Annotated in this window: 11 protein-coding genes and 1 other RNA gene; 9 read left to right on the plus strand and 3 right to left on the minus strand. The window is 62.7% G+C overall.

Translation table 11 applies throughout. The features are described from left to right. Positions 1–182 precede the first annotated feature (182 nt). The 7 genes from ACIOVF_RS06245 (at position 183) to ACIOVF_RS06275 (ending at position 13937) form a co-directional block, all read left to right on the plus strand. A complete protein-coding gene (locus tag ACIOVF_RS06245; protein ID WP_045200438.1) occupies positions 183–842 on the plus strand; it encodes a GntR family transcriptional regulator in 660 nt (219 codons plus the stop codon). Positions 843–844: 2 nt separating this feature from the next. Further along, the gene (gene smc, locus ACIOVF_RS06250; protein ID WP_401288220.1) at positions 845–4333 is read left to right on the plus strand and encodes a chromosome segregation protein SMC; all 3489 of its coding nucleotides are present in this window, start codon (positions 845–847) and stop codon (positions 4331–4333) included. Between the two features lie 204 nt (positions 4334–4537). Continuing rightward, complete coding sequence (zipA, locus tag ACIOVF_RS06255; protein ID WP_045200443.1) at positions 4538–5407, plus strand: cell division protein ZipA; 870 nt, start codon at positions 4538–4540, stop codon at positions 5405–5407. Between the two features lie 80 nt (positions 5408–5487). Next, the gene (ligA, locus tag ACIOVF_RS06260) at positions 5488–7842 is read left to right on the plus strand and encodes an NAD-dependent DNA ligase LigA (protein ID WP_045200445.1); all 2355 of its coding nucleotides are present in this window, start codon (positions 5488–5490) and stop codon (positions 7840–7842) included. Positions 7843–7902: 60 nt separating this feature from the next. Further along, on the plus strand, positions 7903–9075 hold the full coding sequence (locus ACIOVF_RS06265) for a putative zinc-binding metallopeptidase (protein ID WP_045200447.1): 1173 nt from the start codon (positions 7903–7905) through the stop codon (positions 9073–9075). A gap of 116 nt (positions 9076–9191) precedes the next feature. After that, positions 9192–9288, plus strand: an RNA gene (gene ffs / locus ACIOVF_RS06270) — signal recognition particle sRNA small type. A 176-nt stretch (positions 9289–9464) separates the two neighbouring features. Further along, a complete protein-coding gene (locus ACIOVF_RS06275; RefSeq protein WP_401288224.1) occupies positions 9465–13937 on the plus strand; it encodes a dermonecrotic toxin domain-containing protein in 4473 nt (1490 codons plus the stop codon). Positions 13938–13941: 4 nt separating this feature from the next. On the opposite strand, the gene ACIOVF_RS06280 is transcribed toward ACIOVF_RS06275, so the two are convergent. Next, complete coding sequence (locus ACIOVF_RS06280) at positions 13942–14715, minus strand: substrate-binding periplasmic protein (protein ID WP_401288227.1); 774 nt, start codon at positions 14713–14715, stop codon at positions 13942–13944. A 117-nt stretch (positions 14716–14832) separates the two neighbouring features. Here ACIOVF_RS06280 and dnaX point away from each other — a divergent pair, with 117 nt between their 5' ends. Together dnaX and ACIOVF_RS06290 are read left to right on the plus strand one after the other, a co-directional pair. After that, positions 14833–16830 carry a DNA polymerase III subunit gamma/tau gene (dnaX, locus tag ACIOVF_RS06285; RefSeq protein WP_401288230.1) on the plus strand — a complete coding sequence of 666 codons (1998 nt, stop codon included), beginning with the start codon at positions 14833–14835 and terminating at the stop codon, positions 16828–16830. Positions 16831–16899: 69 nt separating this feature from the next. Further along, complete coding sequence (locus tag ACIOVF_RS06290; RefSeq protein WP_010226011.1) at positions 16900–17226, plus strand: YbaB/EbfC family nucleoid-associated protein; 327 nt, start codon at positions 16900–16902, stop codon at positions 17224–17226. A 50-nt stretch (positions 17227–17276) separates the two neighbouring features. Here the strand turns inward: ACIOVF_RS06290 and ACIOVF_RS06295 are convergent, their stop codons facing one another. Together ACIOVF_RS06295 and ACIOVF_RS06300 are read right to left on the minus strand one after the other, a co-directional pair. Continuing rightward, positions 17277–18227 carry a fimbrial protein gene (locus ACIOVF_RS06295; protein ID WP_401288234.1) on the minus strand — a complete coding sequence of 317 codons (951 nt, stop codon included), beginning with the start codon at positions 18225–18227 and terminating at the stop codon, positions 17277–17279. A 59-nt stretch (positions 18228–18286) separates the two neighbouring features. After that, a complete protein-coding gene (locus tag ACIOVF_RS06300) occupies positions 18287–20755 on the minus strand; it encodes a fimbria/pilus outer membrane usher protein (RefSeq protein WP_401288236.1) in 2469 nt (822 codons plus the stop codon). Positions 20756–20907: the final 152 nt, after the last annotated feature.

The raw sequence follows: 20907 nt of genomic DNA on the forward strand, positions 1-20907 counted from the left end.
AAATTTCTCGTGGCGCTTCCGCCCTTTCACAGGTGCTCTGTTATGAGCATAGTTGGCCCTGTGTGAAGCGAATCTTTTGCGCCAATCATGCCAACTTCTGCCTTACGGCCACTGCGCGGCGCAGGGGCAAGTGCGCTACAATTCGGCGCTTGTGCACAGTTCAATGATTTTGAAGGAAAACCATGACGTTCAAGGCGCCGGACAGCCTCTCCGAGCAAATTGCCCATTACCTGGCCGAGCGGATCATCCGCGGCGAGCTCAAGCCCGCCGAGCGGATCCAGGAGCAGAAGGTCACTCAGGCATTGAATGTCAGCCGTGGCTCGGTGCGCGAGGCGCTGTTGATCCTCGAACGCCGCCACCTGGTGACCATCCTGCCGCGCCGTGGCGCCCATGTGACCGAGCTCAATGAGCACAATGTGCGCAGCCTGTGCACGCTGATGGGCGAGCTGTACAACCTGCTCGGCAACGCCGTGGCCCTTAACTGGCGCAACGATGGCGATTTGCATCCGTTCCTCAAGATCCAGCAGCGCCTGACCGGCGCGTTCGAGCGCCAGGACATCCGCGCCTTCGTCGATGAAAGCTTCGCGGTGATGCGCGCCGCCTATCCGTTTGCCAACAATCCGTACCTGCAGGAAACCGTCGAGAACCTGCAGCCGGCCATGAGTCGTACCTATTACCTGGCGCTGGACCAGCGCAAGGCCAACATGAACGACTTCCTGGTGTTGTTCGCCAACCTGCTCGAAGCCGTGGTGGCCCGAGACCAGGTGCGTATCCGCACGGTATTGGCCGAGTACTGCCAGCGCAGCTGCGAGCTGGTGCTGGCGGCGCTGGCGACTGCCTGAGCATGCGCTTAAAGTGCATTCGCCTAGCCGGGTTCAAGTCGTTCGTCGACCCGACCACGGTCAACTTCCCCAGCAACATGGCGGCGGTGGTCGGGCCCAATGGCTGCGGCAAGTCCAACATCATCGACGCGGTGCGCTGGGTGATGGGCGAAAGCTCGGCGAAAAACCTGCGTGGCGAGTCGATGACCGACGTCATCTTCAATGGCTCGACCAGCCGCAAGCCAGTGAGCCAGGCCAGTATCGAACTGGTCTTCGACAACTCCGACAGTACCCTGGTCGGTGAGTACGCGGCGTATGCGGAAATCTCCATTCGCCGCAAGGTGACCCGCGACGGGCAGAACACCTACTACCTCAATGGCGCCAAATGCCGGCGCCGGGACATTACCGATATCTTCCTCGGCACCGGCCTGGGCCCGCGCAGCTATTCGATCATCGAGCAGGGGATGATCTCCAAGCTGATCGAAGCCAAGCCCGAGGACCTGCGCAATTTCATCGAAGAAGCGGCGGGCATCTCCAAGTACAAGGAGCGCCGGCGCGAGACCGAGAACCGCATCCGCCGTACCCACGAGAACCTCGAACGCCTGACCGACCTGCGCGAAGAGCTCGAGCGCCAGCTCGAACGTCTGCATCGCCAGGCCCAGGCGGCCGAGAAGTACAAGGAATACAAGGCCGAGGAACGCCAGCTCAAGGCGCAACTGGCAGCCCTGCGCTGGCAGGCCTTGAACGATCAGGTCGGCCAGCGCGAAGCGGTGATTGGCGATCAGGAAGTGGCCTTTGAAGCGCTGGTGGCCGAACAGCGCAATGCCGATGCCAGCATCGAGCGCCTGCGTGATGGCCATCACGAGCTGTCCGAGCGTTTCAACCTGGTGCAGGGGCGTTTCTATTCGGTTGGCGGCGATATCGCCCGGGTCGAGCAGAGCATCCAGCACGGCCAGCAGCGCTTGCGCCAGTTGCAGGATGACTTCAAGGAAGCCGAGCGCGCGCGCCTCGAAACCGAGTCGCACCTGGGCCACGACCGCACGATGCTCGCCACCCTGGGCGAAGAGCTGCAGATGCTCGAACCCGAGCAGGAGCTGACCCTGGCCGCCGCCGAAGAGGCCGCCGCCACCCTGGAAGACGCCGAAACCACCATGCACGGCTGGCAGGAGCAGTGGGACAGCTTCAACACCCGCTCGGCCGAACCGCGGCGCCAGGCCGAAGTGCAGCAGGCGCGCATCCAGCAGCTGGAAACCAGCCTCGAGCGCTTGGCCGAGCGCCAGCGCAAGCTTGGCGAAGAGCGCGACCAGCTCAGCGCCGACCCGGAAGACGCGGCAATCCTCGAACTGGGCGAGCAGGTGGCCAGCAGTGAATTGCTGCTCGAAGAACTACAGCTAGAAGAGCTGCAGGTCGTCGAGCAGCTAGAAACCCTGCGCGAACAACTGCAGCAGGCGGTGCAGGCCCAGCAGCAAGCCCAGGGCGAATTGCAGCGCCTGGGCGGCCGCCTGGCTTCGCTCGAAGCCTTGCAGCAGGCGGCACTCGACCCCGGCACCGGCACCGCGCAATGGCTGCGTGAGCAGGGCCTGGAGCAGCGTCCGCGCCTGGCTGAAGGCCTGCGCGTCGAGCCGGGTTGGGAACTGGCGGTGGAAACCGTGCTCGGCGCCGACCTGCAGGCGGTAGTGGTCGAAGACTTCAATGGCCTGGACCTCAGTGCCTTCGATCAGGGCGAGTTGCGCCTGCTCGCCAGCCGTGGCGAAGGCGTGCGTATTCCCGGCAGCCTGCTCGACAAGGTCGAGGGGCGCATCGACCTGGCGCCCTGGCTCGGCCAGGTCAAACCGGTGGAGAGCCTCGATCAGGCCCTGACCCTGCGCGCTCAGCTGGCAGACGGGCAAAGCCTGATCAGCCGTGACGGCTACTGGGTTGGCCGGCACTTTTTGCGTGTTAGCCGCGCCAGCGACGCCCAGGGTGGCGTACTCGCCCGTGGCCAGGAACTGGAGCGCCTGGGCCAAGAGCTGCAAGAGCATGAAGCGGCGCTGGAGCTACTGGAAACCAGATTGCAGGAACTGCGCGAGCAGCAGCAAGAACTGGAAGAGCGCCGCGAGCAGTTGCGTCGCAGCGCCCAGGACCAAGCGCGCCAGCAAAGCGAGCTCAACGCCAGGCTCTCGGCCGGCAAGGCCCGCGCCGAGCAGTTGAGCCTGCGCCGCCGGCGCCTGGAAGAAGAGCTTGCCGAGCTGCTTGAGCAACGCAGCATTGAGCACGAAAACCTCGGTGAGTCGCGCCTGCAACTGCAGGAAGCCCTCGACCTGATGGCCCAGGACACAGAACAGCGCGAATTGTTGCTGGCCCAACGCGACAGCCTGCGCGAGCGCCTCGACCGGGTGCGCCAGGAAGCCCGCCAGCACAAGGACCACGGCCACCAGCTGGCCGTGCGCCTGGGGTCGCTGCGCGCCCAGCACGATTCCACCCGCCAGGCCCTGGAGCGGCTGGAGCTGCAGTCCGAGCGCCTGAGCGAAAAACGCGAACAGCTGACCCTGAACCTGGAGGAGGGCGAGGCACCGCTCGAAGAGCTGCGCCTCAAGCTTGAAGAGCTGCTGGAAAAGCGCATGAGCGTCGACGACGAGATGCGTCAGGCGCGCCTGCACATGGACGAAGCCGACCGCGAGCTGCGTGATGCCGAAAAACGCCGCACCCAGGCCGAACAGCAATCGCAACTGTTGCGTGGCCAGCTCGAGCAGCACCGCCTGGAGTGGCAAGGGCTGAGCGTGCGGCGCAAGACCTTGCAGGAGCAACTGCTCGCCGACGGTTACGACCTCGACGGGGTGCTGGCGACCCTGGGCGAGCAGGCCAGCGAGCAGGAAGCCGAACAGGAGCTCGAACGCATCGATGCGCGTATCCAGCGCCTGGGTGCGATCAACCTGGCGGCCATCGACGAGTACCATCAGCAGTCCGAACGCAAGCGCTACCTGGATGCCCAGGACGCCGACCTGGTCGAAGCCCTGGACACCCTCGAGAACGTCATTCGCAAGATCGACAAGGAAACCCGCAACCGCTTCAAAGATACCTTTGATCAGATAAATGCCGGATTACAGGCACTTTTCCCAAAAGTTTTCGGTGGTGGCAGCGCTTACCTGGAACTGACGGGCGAAGATCTACTCGATACAGGGGTGACGATCATGGCGCGGCCACCGGGCAAGAAGAACAGCACCATCCACCTGCTCTCGGGCGGTGAGAAAGCGCTGACCGCCCTGGCCCTGGTATTTGCCATTTTCAAGTTGAACCCGGCACCGTTCTGCATGCTCGATGAAGTCGATGCGCCACTGGACGATGCCAACGTCGGGCGTTACGCCCGGCTGGTGAAAGAGATGAGCCAGACGGTGCAGTTCATCTACATCACCCACAACAAGATTGCCATGGAGATGGCCGATCAACTGATGGGCGTGACCATGCATGAACCGGGGTGTTCACGGCTGGTGGCGGTGGATGTGGAGGAGGCGATGGCCATGGTCGACGCCTGATTTGAAGCAATAACGCGTGAACCTGCGGTAAATGGCCCTGTCAGTTGCGACAGACGGTGTAAAGTTATCTTTGGTCGTGCTAGCTTAATGTCACTTATTTTTTTGCGTGGGTAAAACGCCTGTCAGAACATAGAGTTGGCGCCACGTTTTAAAGGGGTTTAAACCCTTTATTTTTCAGCATTTTTTACAGAGGCACGGGATTACATGGAAATCGGTCTGCGCGAGTGGCTGATCGTCATCGGCATTATTGTCATTGCCGGTATTCTTTTTGACGGCTGGCGCCGCATGCGCGGCGGCAAGGGCAAGTTGAAATTCCGTCTGGACCGCAGCTTTTCCAACCTGCCGGACGATGACAGCTCCCCTGAAGTGATCGGTGAGCCGCGCGTGCTCGACAACCACAAAGAGCCAGCGCTGGACGAGCACGATCTGCCGTCGATGAGTGCCGGGCGTGAGCGTGAGCGTGAACCCAAGGTCGGCAAGAGCAAGCGCAACAAGCGCGGCAGCGAGCCTCAGCAGGGCGACCTGAACCTGGCCGCCGAACCGCGTGAGCCGGACCTGTTTGGCAATGCCGACGACGACTTCCCGGATGAAAGCCCGAAAACCAGCGGCTACGGTTCCGCGCCGGACAAAGACCTGCCGCCGGTTGAAGAAGTACTGGTGATCAGTGTGATTTCCCGCGATGAAGGCGGCTTCAAGGGCCCGGCATTGCTGCAGAACATTCTTGAAAGCGGCCTGCGCTTTGGTGAAATGGATATCTTCCACCGTCACGAAAGCATGGCCGGTAATGGCGAAGTGCTATTTTCGATGGCCAACGCGGTCAAGCCCGGTGTGTTCGACCTCGACGACATCGATCACTTCAGCACTCGCGCGGTGAGCTTCTTCCTCGGCCTGCCAGGCCCGCGTCACCCCAAGCAGGCCTTCGACGTGATGGTGGCGGCAGCGCGCAAGCTGGCCCACGAACTCAATGGCGAGCTCAAGGATGACCAGCGCAGCGTGATGACCGCGCAGACCATCGAGCACTACCGCCAGCGCATTGTCGAGTTCGAGCGCCGCGCGCTGACCCAGAAGCGCTAGTAGGAGCGGGCTTGCCCCGCGATAAGAAACACGCAAGAGCAGCCAAGGCTGCTCTTTTGCTTTGCAAGAGACGACACACCATGACCGCCGAATCCCGAATCCTTGAACTGCGCGCCGAGCTCGACCAGCACAACTATCGCTACTATGTGCTCGATGAGCCGAGCGTGCCAGACGCCGAATACGATCGCCTGTTCAATGAACTCAAGGCCCTGGAAGCCGAACACCCGGCGCTGGTGACCGCTGACTCGCCGACTCAGCGTGTCGGTGGCTCGGCGCTTTCGGCGTTCAGCCAGGTGCGTCACGAAGTGCCGATGCTCAGCCTGGGCAACGCCTTTGAAGAAACCGACCTGCGCGAATTCGACCGCCGCGTGGTCGAGGGCCTGGACCTGCCGGCCGGTGACCTGCTGGGTGATGGCACCGCCGTCGATTACAGCTGCGAACCCAAGCTCGACGGCCTGGCGGTCAGCCTGCTGTACCGCGACGGGCAACTGGTGCAGGGCGCCACCCGTGGCGATGGCACCACCGGCGAAGACATCAGCGTTAACGTGCGCACCGTGCGCAACATTCCGCTCAAGCTGCAGGGTGAGGGCTGGCCGACGGTGCTGGAAGTGCGCGGCGAGGTGTTCATGTCCAAGGCCGGTTTCGAGCGCTTGAACCAGGCGCAGATCGACGCCGGCGGCAAGACCTTCGCCAACCCGCGCAACGCTGCCGCCGGCAGCCTGCGCCAGCTGGATTCGAAAATCACCGCCAGCCGCCCGCTGGAGTTCTGCTGCTACGGCGTCGGCCAGGTCTCGGCGCCGATTGCCGACACCCATATCGGCACCCTGGAGCAGCTAAAGGCCTGGGGCATGCCGATCAGTCGCGAGCTGCGCCATGCCGCTGGCGTTGCCGAGTGTCTGGAGTACTACCGCGATATCGGCGCCCGGCGCAACGAGCTGCCTTACGAGATCGACGGCGTGGTGTTCAAGGTCAACAGCCTGGCTTCCCAGCGCGAGCTGGGCTTCCGTGCCCGAGAACCACGCTGGGCGATTGCCCACAAGTTCCCGGCCATGGAAGAACTGACCGAAGTGCTGGATGTCGAGTTCCAGGTCGGCCGTACCGGTGCGGTAACCCCCGTAGCGCGGCTCAAGCCGGTCAAGGTGGCGGGCGTGACGGTGTCCAATGCCACCTTGCACAACATGGACGAAGTGGCGCGCCTGGGGTTGATGATCGGCGACACGGTGATCATCCGCCGCGCCGGCGATGTGATCCCGCAGGTCATGCAGGTGGTCACCGAGCGTCGCCCTGAAGACGCCCGTCCGGTGCACATTCCTACCGCGTGCCCGGTGTGCGGCTCGCAAGTCGAGCGCACCCAGCTGGTCAAGCGCAGCAAGGGCAAGGAGACCGTCAGCGAGGGCGCCGTGTACCGTTGCGTCGGCCGCCTGGCCTGCGCTGCGCAGCTCAAGCAGGCGATCATCCACTATGTATCGCGGCGGGCCATGGACATCGAAGGCCTGGGCGAGAAGAGTGTCGAGCAACTGGTGGATGAAGGCCTGATCCGTTCGCCAGCCGACCTCTACCAGCTGACGTTCGAGCAGATTGTCGACCTCGAGGGCTTTGCCGAACTGTCGAGCAAGAACTTGCTGGCGGCGATCGAGGCGAGCAAGCAGCCGGGCCTTGCGCGTTTCATCTATGCACTGGGCATCCCGGACGTGGGCGAGGAGACCGCCAAGGTCCTGGCGCGCTCGCTGGGTTCGTTGCAGCGGGTCATGGCGGCGCTGCCGCAAGTGCTGACCTACCTGCCGGATATCGGCCTGGAAGTCGCCCACGAGATCCACAGCTTTTTCGAAGACCAACACAACCGCACAGTGATCGCCCAGTTGCTTGAGCGCGGCCTGCAATTGCAGGATGAAGGCGAGCTGGGCGCCGAATTCGCTGCGAGTACCACCTTGGCCGGGCTGATTGCCAAACTGGATATTCCCTCGGTCGGGCCCACCGGTGCCGAGAAGCTGGTGGCCAAGCTCGACAGCCTGGAGAAGATCATCGCCGCCGATGGCATCGACCTGCGCCAGGCCCTGGCGGCCAAGCCGGCCGAAGCGGTTCGCGCGTTCTTCCAGGTGCCTGAGAACGCTGCCCTGGCCCTGGCCATCGAAGCGCAATTGCGCGACTTCGGCATGCACTGGTCGAGCGAGAAGAAAGTCGCCGAGGGCTTGCCTCTGGCCGGCCAGACCTGGGTGCTGACCGGTTCGCTGGAGCGCATGAGCCGCGATGTGGCCAAGGACAAGCTGGAAAGCCTGGGGGCCAAGGTTGCGGGCTCGGTCTCGGCCAAGACCCACTGCGTGGTCGCCGGCCCCGGCGCCGGCTCGAAGCTGGCCAAGGCCAATGAGCTGGGCCTGAAGGTGCTGGATGAAGATGCTTTTGTCAGCTTCCTGGCCGGGCAGGGTATCGAGGTCTAAAGGCGGCACCGGTGGCGTTCGCCATGGTCTAGTCTTGGCAGGCAGCCAGGAGGGATCGCCATGTACCGTTTTTTCGAACAGCTGGGCGCCAGGATCGCGGCGCCCTTCGTCAGCCAGCAACAACGTCCGGATCGGGTCTGGCAATGCCGGTGTGGGCAGTCGGTGTTCTTTCGCAACAGCCAGTGCCTGGCCTGCCAGTCGGCACTGGGCTACTGGCCGCTAAGCAACCGTGTCGCCAGCCTGTCGCCCGGCCCTGCAGAGGGGCTCTGGCTGCTCGATGGCGAGCCTGAAGCCGGGCCGCTGCGCCGCTGTGCCAACCTCGACACCCCGGCGGCCTGCAACTGGCTGCTGGCCGAGCATGAGCTCGACAACCTGTGCCTGGCCTGTCGCCTGAACCGCACCATCCCCGACCTTGGCATTGCTGAAAACCACCCGCGCTGGCGCAAGCTGGAAACCGCCAAGCGCCGGCTGACCGCGCAGCTGTTGCACCTGGGCTTGCCGGTGGAGCCGAAAAGCGCGCAGGACGGCCCGGGCCTGGCCTTTGATTTCATCGGCGTCGATCTTGAGGGCAACGCGCCCATCACCGGCCATGCCAATGGCCTGATTACTCTCGACGTGCGCGAGGCCGATGATGACTGGCGCGAGCGGGTGCGCGTGCAACTGCACGAACCCTATCGCACCCTGCTGGGCCACCTGCGTCATGAAGTCGGTCACTACTATTGGGATCGTCTGATTGCCGACAGCCATTGGCTCGACGGCTTTCGTGACCTGTTCGGTGACGAGCGCGAAAGCTACAGCGAGGCGCTGGAACGTCACTATCAGCAAGGGGCGCCAAGTGATTGGGCGGCTGCTCACGTCAGTGCCTATGCGACCATGCACCCCTGGGAAGACTGGGCTGAAACCTGGGCACACTACCTGCACATGACCGATGCGCTCGACACCGCGCTGGCACTGGGCATGAATGCCAGCAGCCTGGAGCTGGACTTCCCGCCGTTCACGCGTGAGGACCTCTATCGCCCGGACGACCCCGGGGCAAAGGAGTTTCTCGCCTTCATCAATGCCTGGGTCGAGCTGTCAGCAATGCTCAATGAGCTGTCGCGCAGCATGGGCCAGGTGGATCTCTATCCGTTCGTGCTGGGTAAGCCGGTGGTTGCCAAGCTGCACTTTATCCACCTGCGGGTCACCCAGCCAACGTCACCGATAGCCGACCAAGCGGGTGCTGCGCTCCCGTGAAGCAATGCCAAGTCATTGAGTGGTGATGGTTTTTTTGAATTTAGTGGTTGTATCTTGAGTTGATGCCGGTACAATGGCGCGGCTCATCGCCAGATGAGCATGCGTTATGGTGACCCCATCGGTCCCCCCGCAACGATTACCCGTGAACCTGGTCAGATCCGGAAGGAAGCAGCCACAGCGGGAACATTGTGTGCCGGGGTGTGGCTGGTGGGGTCGCCACCCATCTTGCCTGTGGGCGCTCTGCATCACCTCCTCTCTAAGATTTTTCCAAAACGCTGGCGCAACAACCTACGTTGCCGTTTTTCGCGCGCGTGCGATAACCCTGTAGTGCCGTAGCTGCTCGACAGCCCCGTAGTGTCTGTGGTTTTGGACCTACAGGGAGAATCTTCATGTCAGCCCCCGAGCAAGTACCATCAGCGGCCACATCACCTGCGGATTTTTCCGCCGCCAGCCTCAATCTCGAATTCCTTCGCCAACAGCTACCTGCCTGGTTGCGTTCTGCTGCGCCAGCACTGTTGGCAAAGCTGGGTGTCAGCATGCGTGCCTGCGAGGCCAGTCGTGCGGCGCGGGGTCGCTTGCTGGCGCCGCTGCAGTCGGTTCAGGTGTTTGCCCAGGCGCGATTCGACGAGGCGTTGCGTCGACGCTTCGGTTCGAGACTCAAACCTACTGGCGATCGTTTGATTCGCGTCAATCGGCTCATGGGTGGCTGGCAAGCCCCCGGTCTTAAAGGGCTCTGGCAACGAAATTACACCGAGCAGGGATTGCTGCAAGCGGCCTTGCACAATTTCACTGCCGCTGAGCAGCAGAGTGATAGCGCCCTGGTCAGGATGTCATCCTTTCGGCATGCCGGTAGGCGAGTGCAGGGCGTCAGTGTTCTGGATTTCGTCAGGTTCTGCCGCGAACTGGATCTGGGTGGGCAGTATCAAAAACACATTGACTCGGTGTTCGATCCCGATGGCGTTGTCGGCATTCCCCAGTCGACCCGCGAGCTGTTTCGCGAGTGCGACCGTTACGCCTTGCAGGTCGATGCTCATGTGGCGCTGATGCGCGGGGCAATCAGCGCGGCAATGTACAAGCAAGTGCTTGAAATCAGTGAACTCAAGACCGGGATCCAGGAGCAGGGCGTGCCGCTACGGCTCAAACGGCTGAAGCTGGCGGGGATCGAACTGCGTGGGGTCAGTGTCTTCGAGTTCAGTTTTCAGCCGCTGGGGCATCTGGCCGCGATTCAGCGGCCCTGGGTCCGCTTGCTGGTGCACATCCCCCAGGACCCGTTTTCACCCCTCAAGGAGTACGACGGTTGGGATGAGTTCGAGCAGGACCTGGCCGGCAAGCTGTCCCGGGACAGCTATCGGCAGTTCGTTGTGCGTTTGGCATTGCGTCGTCAATGGCCGGCGCTTCATACGCAGCTGCAAAACCGGCTGTTTGAACAGCGCAATGGCCAGCGAGTGGCGCTGTCCAGTCCGTCCTTGGCGCTGGATGCCATCCTGCGGCCGGAGCCGCTGTTCGAGGACTTGTTCAATCAGTGCCTGGAGCAACTTCAGGATGATGCCCGTTTCATCGCGGTGCCCACCGCAACGCTGGATGCCAGCGAACGCCAGGCCGCGCTGGACAAGGCGTTGGAAATTGGCCTGGATGTGCTGGGTCTGGCGGCCTTTGTGGTGCCAGGTGTAGGTGAGGTGCTGTTCGGGGTGGTGGCCAGCCAATTGATGAAAGAGGTGTTCACCGGGCTGGATGATTGGGCTGAAGGTGATCGTCATGAGGCGTTCAATTGCCTTACCCATGTTGTTGGCGAAGTGGCCGGGCTGGCGGCCGGGGCAGTCGTTGTCGGCACGGCGGCAACGCTGGTACGCAACTCGGCACTGTTCAAGGCGCTGGCCCTGGTGAGAAAGGATAATGGCGCGCTACGTCTTTGCTTGCCTGACTTGAAGCCCTATGCCCTTGACCTGGACTCGGCGATTGTCGGGACGGCGTCCGAGCAAGGTATTTACCAGATCGGTGAACAACAGGTTGTGCGCATCGAGGACAGTTTCTATCGCGTCGAGCAAGACGCCGAGACGGGGAGCTGGCGCATTCGCCATCCCGTGCGCAGTGGCGCTTGGGCGCCGCTGCTGGAGCACAATGGCAAGGGCGCCTGGCGCAGCCGCTTTGACAGTCCACACCGCTGGCAGGGCGGTCAGTACCTGTTTCGTCGCCTGGGCTCCAGTTTCGAAGATCTCAGCGATGAGGAAGTAACTTCGGTACTCGCCGTCAGTGGTGCCGATGAAGCACAGCTGCGGCAGTTGCATCTGCACCGGCGTCCACCCAGCGGGGCTCTTGTGGATGCCTGCGAGCGGGCGCGGCTGCAGCGGCGCCTGCAGCGTTTTAGCCAGCAGTTGCAAAACCCGGCAGCCGTAGCCGATGAAAGTTTGCTGATGCGCGCGTTGCAACTGATGCCTTCTTCGGCGGATGAGCCGGTGCCGCAAGGGCAAGTGCAGGAGTGGCTCAAGGCGAACTGGCGGCGATTTCTCGAGCACTGCCTGGCCGCCGAGCGGCCACCTGCATCGTCCCTGGTGGCGCGTGATTTCCCTGGCCTGGAGCCGGCCATGGTCGAGGAAATCGAAGCCAGTGCCACCAGCGCTGAGCGCTTGCGCATGGCTGACAGCCGTCGTGTGCCCCTGCGGCTGGCCAGGCAGGCGCGGCAAGCTTTGAGTGAGACACGGCTGGCGCATGCGCTGGAGGGGTTTTTCTGGCCGCAAATGGCCAACACTGATTGTGACCGGCTGCTGCTGCATATGCTGATGCAGGACCCGCGCTGGCCTGCTGCGCTGGAACTTGGTATCGAAGGGGTAGGTCCTGCGGTGCACGGCCCGACCCTGATCCGCCGAGGCGACCTGTACATCGACGGTCAACGGCCTGAAGCTGCGCCTCGCGACCTGCTTGAGCTGGCGTGGGAACTGGCCGGGCTGGACGCTGCAGAAGATCTGCCGGCCTTGCGCCGTCAGCTTGGCGTGCAGGCCGGTGCACAGCGGGCCATGGTTGGGCGCGTATTGGGGGGCGTAAAAGAGCAGTGGTGGACGCCGCTTCAGCGTTTTTCCGATGGTCGCCTGGGCTATGCCCTGAGTGGGGGCGGGGCACGGCTCCCGGTGTCACCCCGTTCCATTGAAGAAGAAATCCTTGAGCTTTACCCTGACTATTCAGCTGAAGAGATCGCCGCTTACCTTGAGCCCTATCGTGCTCGACCCGCCGAGGCCCGCGCGCTGTTGCAGCGCCGTCGCGAAGAGTTGCAAGGGCTGCAATCCGGGCTGCGGCGCTGGCAAGGTGCTTCAGTAGACAGTGAGCAGGCGCTCGGTCGCCAGCAATTCAGCGAGCGCCTGGTGCAGGCCTGGCGTCACCAGTCGCTGAGCATACGCACGCCATTAGGGCGAACCCTGGGTTATCGCCTGGATCTGGGAGGCCTGATGGTTGGCGAATTGCCCGAGTTGCAGGCGGTGGACCTGCATCATGTGCTGGAGCTGGATATGGCAGGCATGAACCTGGCGACCGTGCCGGCGGAGTTTCTCGCCCACTTTGGCCGTCTTCGTTATCTGGATCTTTCCGGTAATGAGCTGGCCCTGATTCCGCCAGCAATCGAAAATCGCCTGAGCCTGCAGAACCTGCGCCTGAGCAACAACCGGATTGTGCTTGATGCCCGCGATGCCGCGCGAATAGGTGATCTTTTGAATCTGGACAGCCTCCACCTGGAGGGCAACCCTCTGGGCATCCCGCCCGATGTGAGCAGGCTGCCCCAGCTACGTATCCTGACTTTGAACAATACCGAGATCACCCGCGTGCCGGAAAGCCTGCACGATCGCTCAAGGCTGGAGTGGGTCGACCTGAGCGACAACCAGATCAGCCAGTTGCCCGAACACTTCCTTGAAGAACCACGCAGTTTTTTGCGCATGATCGAGCTGGAAGGCAATGCATTGACCGACGAGCAGTATCGACGGCTACGTCGGCTACAGGCGCCGCCGACGCCTGTGCGGTTGCCGGGCGGTGATGCCGCACAACAATTCTGGACTGCTCCGGCGTCTGCCAACCGCCAGCTTGTCGAGTACTGGCAGCGACTGCGCAACGAGCCCCAGGCCGGCAATTTGATGACAGTCCTGGAGCGCTTGGCCCAGACCGTCGAAGCGCAGGAGCAGTCAGAGTCGATGCGCACACGGGTCGCGGGGATCTTGCGTTACGCCGTCGAAGGGCCCATGGCCGAAGACCTGTTGCGCTTTGCCGGTGATCCGCAACAGGTCATAGGTCATCCGTTGCTGGCGTTTGAGAATCTGGAAAGCAGGGTTCAAGGGCATCGCGCCTTGCTGGATGCCTTGCAGGAGCACGGGCCGCGACAACTGCTGGATTTCGCCCGGGCCTCCTTCAACCGTGAGGAGTTGCGGCGCTTTGTGATCGATCAGGTGCTGCTGGAGCCCGAACTGTTTGCGCGCAGAGACGAGTTGCAGTTGCTTTACCAACAAGAGATGTACGGGCGGCTTGCGTTGCCGGGCGATGCCCGGGATCTGATCCTCACCGATCTTTCCCTTTCAACCGCGCAGCTCGACGCGGCGCTGGCCCATGTGCAAGGGGCGCAGGTACAGGCGCGCTTGCCGCGCTTCATGACCAGGCAACCGAACTGGGTCGAGTACCTGCATCAGCGGCATGCCTCGGCGTGGCTTGAACTGGATGTGCGCTTTAATCAGCTCAGCGCTGCGCAACGGTTACGCGAGGCCGGCCTGCCCGAGGCCGAACGTCTGCAGCGTGAACGCGGCCGGCAGTTGCAACAGGCAATGGATGAGGCCGCGCTGTTGCTGCGGTTGACCCGCGAAGCGCTGGGCATACCGGCTGCCCCCGGTGGCTGACCGGTCATGAGGGCGGCGGGGAGCTTGATTGGGGCGGGTGTCCACGGATGTGTGTATAGCGCTCGATCATTCGTTCAATCTCCCCGGACGCTTTTAATCGCAGCAAGGCCTGCAGGATGCCTTGGACCGGCAAGGCCGGATCGTTACGCACCAGGCAGGCCAGGGTCTGCTCCTCGACCACAGTCAGCGGGCGCAGTTGCTGCTCAGAAGGGAGTTGCCGGTTGAACCAGTCAAGCGACAGCTGGTTGCTGATGGCATAGTGGTAACGGCGGGCGTGCAACTTGTTCAGCACCAACAGTTGATTGCGGCTGTCCTCGCGATGCAAATGGCCGCTGGCAAACAGCGGTTCGATGGTCGAGTAGGTGTAGCCGAGCACGGTGCCAATGGCCTGGGGCGCCAATTGCGTGGGCGTCAGCGGCGGTGTCTGGTCGGGTTGACCGACCAGCCAGTCGCGTTGCTGAAACAGCGGCAGGCTCCACAAATAGGCATCCGAGGTAGTGTTCAGCCAGGACTGGGCAACATAACAGCGCACATCGACATCGCCGTTGTCCATGGCTTGCTGCAGGCGCAGGCGCGGGAGGACGTGAAATTCGGGGTGATGCCCGACCTCGCGGGCAACAGCGAGCATCAGGTCATGCAAAATACCTTCGACCGGCTGCTCCTGCTCCACCCGAATCAGCGGCATGGTCCAGCTCTCGGCCACCGAAAAGCGCAGCACCGGTTGCTGCGCGAAGCTGGCAGAACTGATCAGCAGCAGTGCACCCACGATTCGCCACATGCTGCATCCTCCCTGATGCCGGCCCGCCTGACAGCTTAGCCGAGATCGGCAGGGTGCAATTTTGCCCCCGCTCCGCTACGATTAGCGGTCTTCAGCTTGCAGTCGCGACGGTTTTCGATGAGTTATCAGGTTCTTGCACGTAAATGGCGTCCGCGCTCGTTCCGCGAAATGGTCGGCCAGACCCATGTGCTCAAGGCCTTGATCAACGCGCTGGACAACCAGCGCCTGCACCATGCCTACCTGTTCACCGGTACCCGCGGTGTGGGCAAGACCACCATTGCGCGGATCATCGCCAAGTGCCTTAACTGCGAAACCGGCATCACCTCGACGCCTTGCGGTACCTGCTCGGTGTGCCGGGAGATCGACGAGGGGCGCTTTGTCGACCTGATCGAAATCGACGCCGCCAGTCGCACCAAGGTCGAAGACACCCGCGAGCTGCTCGACAACGTGCAGTACGCACCGAGCCGCGGGCGCTTCAAGGTCTACCTGATCGACGAAGTGCACATGCTCTCCAGCCACTCGTTCAACGCCTTGCTGAAGACGCTGGAAGAGCCGCCGCCCTACGTCAAGTTCATCCTCGCCACCACCGACCCGCAGAAACTGCCGGCGACCATCCTCTCGCGCTGCCTGCAGTTCTCGCTGAAGAACATGACCCCCGAACGGGTCGTCGAGCACCTGAGCCATGTGCTCGGGGCCGAAAACGTCCCTTTCGAAGACGACGCCCTGTGGCTGCTCGGCCGCGCCGCGGACGGCTCGATGCGCGACGCCATGAGCCTGACCGACCAGGCCATCGCCTTCGGTGAAGGCAAGGTGTTGGCCGCAGATGTGCGGGCGATGCTCGGCACTCTGGATCATGGCCAGGTGTATGGCGTGCTGCAGGCGTTGCTCGAAGGTGACGCCCGGGCCTTGCTCGAAGCCGTTCGCCATTTGGCCGAGCAGGGGCCGGACTGGAACGGCGTGCTCGCCGAAATGCTCAATGTGCTGCACCGCGTGGCCATTGCCCAGGCGCTGCCTGAGGCGGTTGACAACGGCCAGGGCGATCGTGACCGGGTGCTGGCTTTGGCCCAGGCATTGCCGGCCGAAGATGTGCAGTTTTATTACCAGATGGGCCTGATCGGCCGTCGCGACCTGCCATTGGCACCAGATCCGCGTGGCGGCTTTGAAATGGTCCTGCTGCGCATGCTGGCGTTCCGCCCCGCCGACAGCGACGATGCACCGAGACCAGTGCTAAAGCCGGTGGGGATCAGCCAGGCCACAGCTGATTCTGCAAACGCGGTGGCAGTAGCCCCCCAGGCTGCGCCAGCCATGGCGATTGCACCGGTGCCTGTGGTTGCTGAACCGGAACCGGAACCCGTTGCAGAGCCAGAGCCCACCCCTGTCGGGGTCTCTGCGCCTGAGCCGGTGGTCGATCTGCCCTGGAACGATCCTGTCGCCGTCGAGGTCGAGGTCGAGCCTGAGCCGCTTGTCGTTGAAGCGCCGCCGGCGCCGGTTCAGCAGGCAACCGCAGTGGATATGCCGACGCCCGACGACGGTATCGGCTACAGCCCGGCCGGCATGGACCGCGACGACGAACCGCCGCTGGACGAAGATTATTACGAGCCGGAAATGGACCCGGCCAGCTACAGTTATCTGGACGAGCTGGCCATCGAGCATGCCCACGAAGTCGACGCGCCACCGGCCGAGCCCTTGCCGGCCGCGCAACCGGCCACGGGGCTGGCGCTGAAATGGCTGGAATTGTTCCCGCAGTTGCCGATTTCCGGGATGACCGGCAATATCGCCGCCAACTGTACGCTGATCAGCGCCGAAGGCGACGACTGGCTGCTGCACCTGGACCCGGCCCACAGCGCCCTGTTTAACAGCACGCAACAGCGGCGCCTGAACGATGCGTTGAACCAGCACCTGGGCCGTACGCTCAAATTGACCATCGAGCTGATTCGCCCGGAGCAGGAAACCCCCGCCCAGGCCGCAGCCCGCAAACGCGCCGAGCGCCAGGGCCTGGCCGAGGCCTCGATCGAGGATGATCCGCTGATCCAGCAGATGATCCAGCAGTTCGGCGCCATGGTCCGCCACGATACGATTGAACCTGTCGACGCCCCGGTTGCCCAGGGCGAGTAACGGAAAAACAGCAGCGGCCCGGGCCCGACCCGCGCCGCACCCCGTAAGCTAATAGTTGAGGTAATCCCCATGATGAAAGGTGGCATGGCCGGCCTGATGAAGCAGGCCCAGCAGATGCAGGAAAAAATGGCCAAGATGCAGGAAGAACTGGCCAACGCCGAAGTAACCGGCCAATCCGGTGCCGGCCTGGTCAGCGTGGTGATGACCGGTCGTCACGACGTCAAGCGCATCAGCCTGGACGACAGCCTGATGCAGGAAGACAAGGAAGTGCTCGAAGACCTGATCGCCGCCGCCGTCAACGACGCGGTGCGCAAGGTCGAAGCCAACAGCCAGGAAAAAATGGGCGGCATGACCGCCGGCATGCAGTTGCCGCCGGGTTTCAAGATGCCGTTCTGAGGCGGTCGCAGCGTAAATAAAAGCCAGGCTATTGCCTGGCTTTTTTCTGCTCAGTCATAACTCATCAGAAATGTCGCCCGGCCTGGCGCGGAGCCTGGGGCTACCCGGGATGCGGTCTGCACATACTGCGCGAGCAGGGGGATGCGATGCGTTACCGGGCCTGCTCCGACCGTACCGCCCGGTTGCCGGGTGCCCAGCACGATCGGGGTGTTGTCGCTACGCAACAAGCGAATGCCGATGCCACGTGCAGTAGCGTGACTGGCCAGGCTGATGATGGAGGTCTGGTTGCCCGGGTTGCTGGCGTCGCTGACGGTATAGCTGACGTTGAGGCGGCTGCCGCTACTGCCGCCGGCACAGTTGAGGCGGATTTCAAGTGGCTGGGGTGCGGTAACCTTGCCAACAGCGTCGAAGAACCCTGCTGGATGATCCCGTAGATTGACGGGGATGGTTTTCGAACCGGGGTCGACGGCGCAGGTGGGATCGGCCGAAACAACCTCTACTCGGGTTTGCACCATCGTCAGCCTGGCGGTATTGGCCGGGATATGATGCGGCTCAAAGCTGTGGCTAATGATTGTCTGAGGGAAAAACAGCACCCCACTGGTTACCGGTCCGGTCTTGATCAACTGCAGTCTGTACCAGGGGGTGACGTCGGTAGTGCCGGCAGGATGTCTGGTAGTAGGAACCGGCCAGCGGTAAAAACGACTGGCGCCGGCTTCGGAACCGGTGATCCTGATACCGATACCCTCCAGGTTGGTTTGATGAATGCCCTCACCGATGTGAGTGAAGCCCTGGGTAAAGCCGGCGCGCTGCTCATGGGCGGCTGAGCAACGGTAGGCCATGCGTGTCGCGAACCGGGTGTTGCTGTCATAAATCACCGTGCCGACCGGGTCTGCGGCAGACACCGTCAATCTCGAGTCTATGGTGATAAAAGCCTGAGATGGTGTTGAGCCGATATGTACACAGCTGGCGGCACTGATACCGCTGTGGGCCAGCAGCAACAATCCTGTCGCGCCGGCGAGGCGCGCGGGTAGAGAACAAAACATGGGCAGGTCTCGGCGGGTCAAGGGTGGGCTGGGGGTGCGTGGCAAACGGAGTGAATGTTCTGTGGTGCAGCGTTCGCGGCTTTTTTCGCGGTGGCGGGCAGGGCATAGGTAATTCGGCAGTTGCCTGCCAGGCCGCTGTCCCAGCGCACGATCAACTCACCAGCATCCTGCAGGCCGCGGGCAAACAATTGGCTACCCTGGCCCACCGCGCCCAGCTCGTTACCTTGGCTATCCAGTACTGCGGCGCCAAACGGCAGCGGCTGGCCATCGGCCTGGCGGGCATGGATGACGGCCGAACGTCCGGAGCGGGTCTGGAACACCAGCAACGCAATGGCGCCGGCGCGCGGCACGGTCTGCTGGCTGCTCGATTGCAGTTCGACATCGGTCGACAAGCCCTTGGGGTCAATGGCAACCGTATTGCGTTGGTAAGGCGTAAGGTTCGGGACGACCGCGTAGCCGCTGCTGTCGACTTTCAGCGCGGACGCCGAAATCACCCGAGCGCCATCGGCATCTTTGGCCTGAATCAACCCGAAGGTCTCACTCAAGGGTTGCGACAAGGTCATGCCATCGGCGTGGGCGACAATGGCGCCGCGCAGGCCGAGCGAGGCTTGTGAGGTATGCCGGCCCTGACTGATCGATGCACTGAGTTCGGCGGCAGAGCCGCGGTACAGTACGTTGCTGCTCAGCGTATGGTTGTTCAGGCCATCGGAGCGATCCTGGCTGGCGGTGATGCCATAGTTGACCTGCTGATCGGCACTGAGGGCGCCGGTGAGCGTGGCCTGGGCCCGGCTGTTGCCTCTGCCGTCCCTGGAAATACTGCTGCTGAGGCTACGCGCGCGTTCGCCGCCCAGGGGCAGGGACAAGCTCAGGAAATAGGTGTTGTCGGCGCGCCCGAAGCGGTCACGTTCCCTGGTGCTGCTGAGGGTATAGCCCAGCGTCTTGTAGTGATTGCTGTAGCCGATCGAATAGTTGACGTCGCTGCCGGCATGGTCCCAATAGCTGGATGCCGAGGCACTCAAGTGCAACTGTCCATAGTGCTCGGCCAGCGGTTGCGCCAGCGACAGGGTAGTGCGGTTGCGATGACGCTGGTGGCGCTGATCGCCTGCATCGCGCAGGAACTGGCGGCTCAACTGGGCGTCTTCCAGGCCATAAAAGCCGCGGGTCGAGTAGCGATAGGTCGCCAGAGCGATTTGTGTGTCGGTTTCACTCAGGGTCTTGGCGTAGCTCAGGCGCAGGCTCTGGCCTTGCTGGCTGCCGAGCCCGGGCAGATGGGTGCGGGCCTGGGTGAGGTCGGCGCCGAACGCACCAAGCTCAGTGTTCAGGCTGCCACCGAACAAGGCCGAGCCATACCCTGATGCCAGGGTCATGCCGCTGTAGGTGCTGACCAGGTTGTTCAGGCCATATTGCCAGGTACCTTCGACAAATACCGGGTCACTGTCCAGTGCCTGGTTACGCAGGGTACCCAGGGTTGCACTGAAGCGGCTGGAGCCGGCGCGCAAGGATAACGGAACAGCAGCGTAAGGCACGGAGAAGCTATGTTCGCGGCCGTCGGCCTCGGTTACAGTGACCTCCAGATCGCCACCGTAGCCGGTTGCATACAAATCATCGATTTCGAAGGCGCCCGGCGCCACAGTGGTTTCATGCAGGGTCACGCCGCGTTGGCGGACCACCACCCGGGCATTACTGCTGGCAATCCCGCGGACTACGGGGGCATAGCCGCGCTGCGAGGCGGGGAGCATACGATTGTCGCTGGCCAGGCGTATGCCGGTGAAACTCAATGAGTCGAACAGCTCGCCCGAGGTGTAGCTTTCGCCCAGGGTCAGTTGCGAGCGCCAGGGCGTGATATCGCGTTGGGCATAGCTGGCAATGCTCTGATAGCGCTGCTGGCCCTGGCCGCTCCAGTTCAGTGAACCGTCATGACGCAGGCGCCATGGCCCGATGTTGAGCCCGGCGCCCAAGCCCAGGTAGGTCTGGCGCGAATTATCCTGATTGCGGTGCCGGGTGCTGTAGTTGTTGAGGTTGTAATTGAGAAAACCCGCCGTTATGCCCTCATCCCATTGCGCCGGGTCGACTGTTTCACGCGCACTGCGCTTGACCGCGATTTGCGGTACCGACAGGTACAGGCGTTGGCTGGCAAAATCCAGACGGCTGCTGGCATCGTCAAGTGCGCCGTCCAGGGGGATGCAGGTATCGACGGCAAGCAGCTGCTGTTGCGCCTGCGGGCTGAACTTGCTGATATCCAGGCCCAGACGCTCCAGCAAAGCGTTGTCGAAACAGGCCAGGGCTTCTTCTTTACCGGGCCAGGCCTTGAAGCTGAGGTTCATGCGCCCGTGCCAGTTATCGTTGACCAGCACATCCACGCTGTAGGTTCCGGGGCTTGTGATGTTGCGTCGCTGATAGCGCGAGAGGTCCACGGGGGAGGTACTACCGTTGCCCAGAAACGCCGGTTCAAACTCGACAAGTGCGGACGAAGGTGTGTCGGCCATGACCGGTACTTGCCAAAGCAACAGGCTGGCCAGGCCAACGGGTAATCGGCTTACTAAGGAAATCCTGAAAAAGACTTCCTGATTTGGCAAAATCCCCGGACACCAATCGCCGAGCTTTTCAATGAAGCAAATGACCTTCGCCGATGCCGAGT

Source organism: Pseudomonas sp. NPDC087612 (assembly GCF_044743505.1).
Classification (GTDB): domain Bacteria; phylum Pseudomonadota; class Gammaproteobacteria; order Pseudomonadales; family Pseudomonadaceae; genus Aquipseudomonas.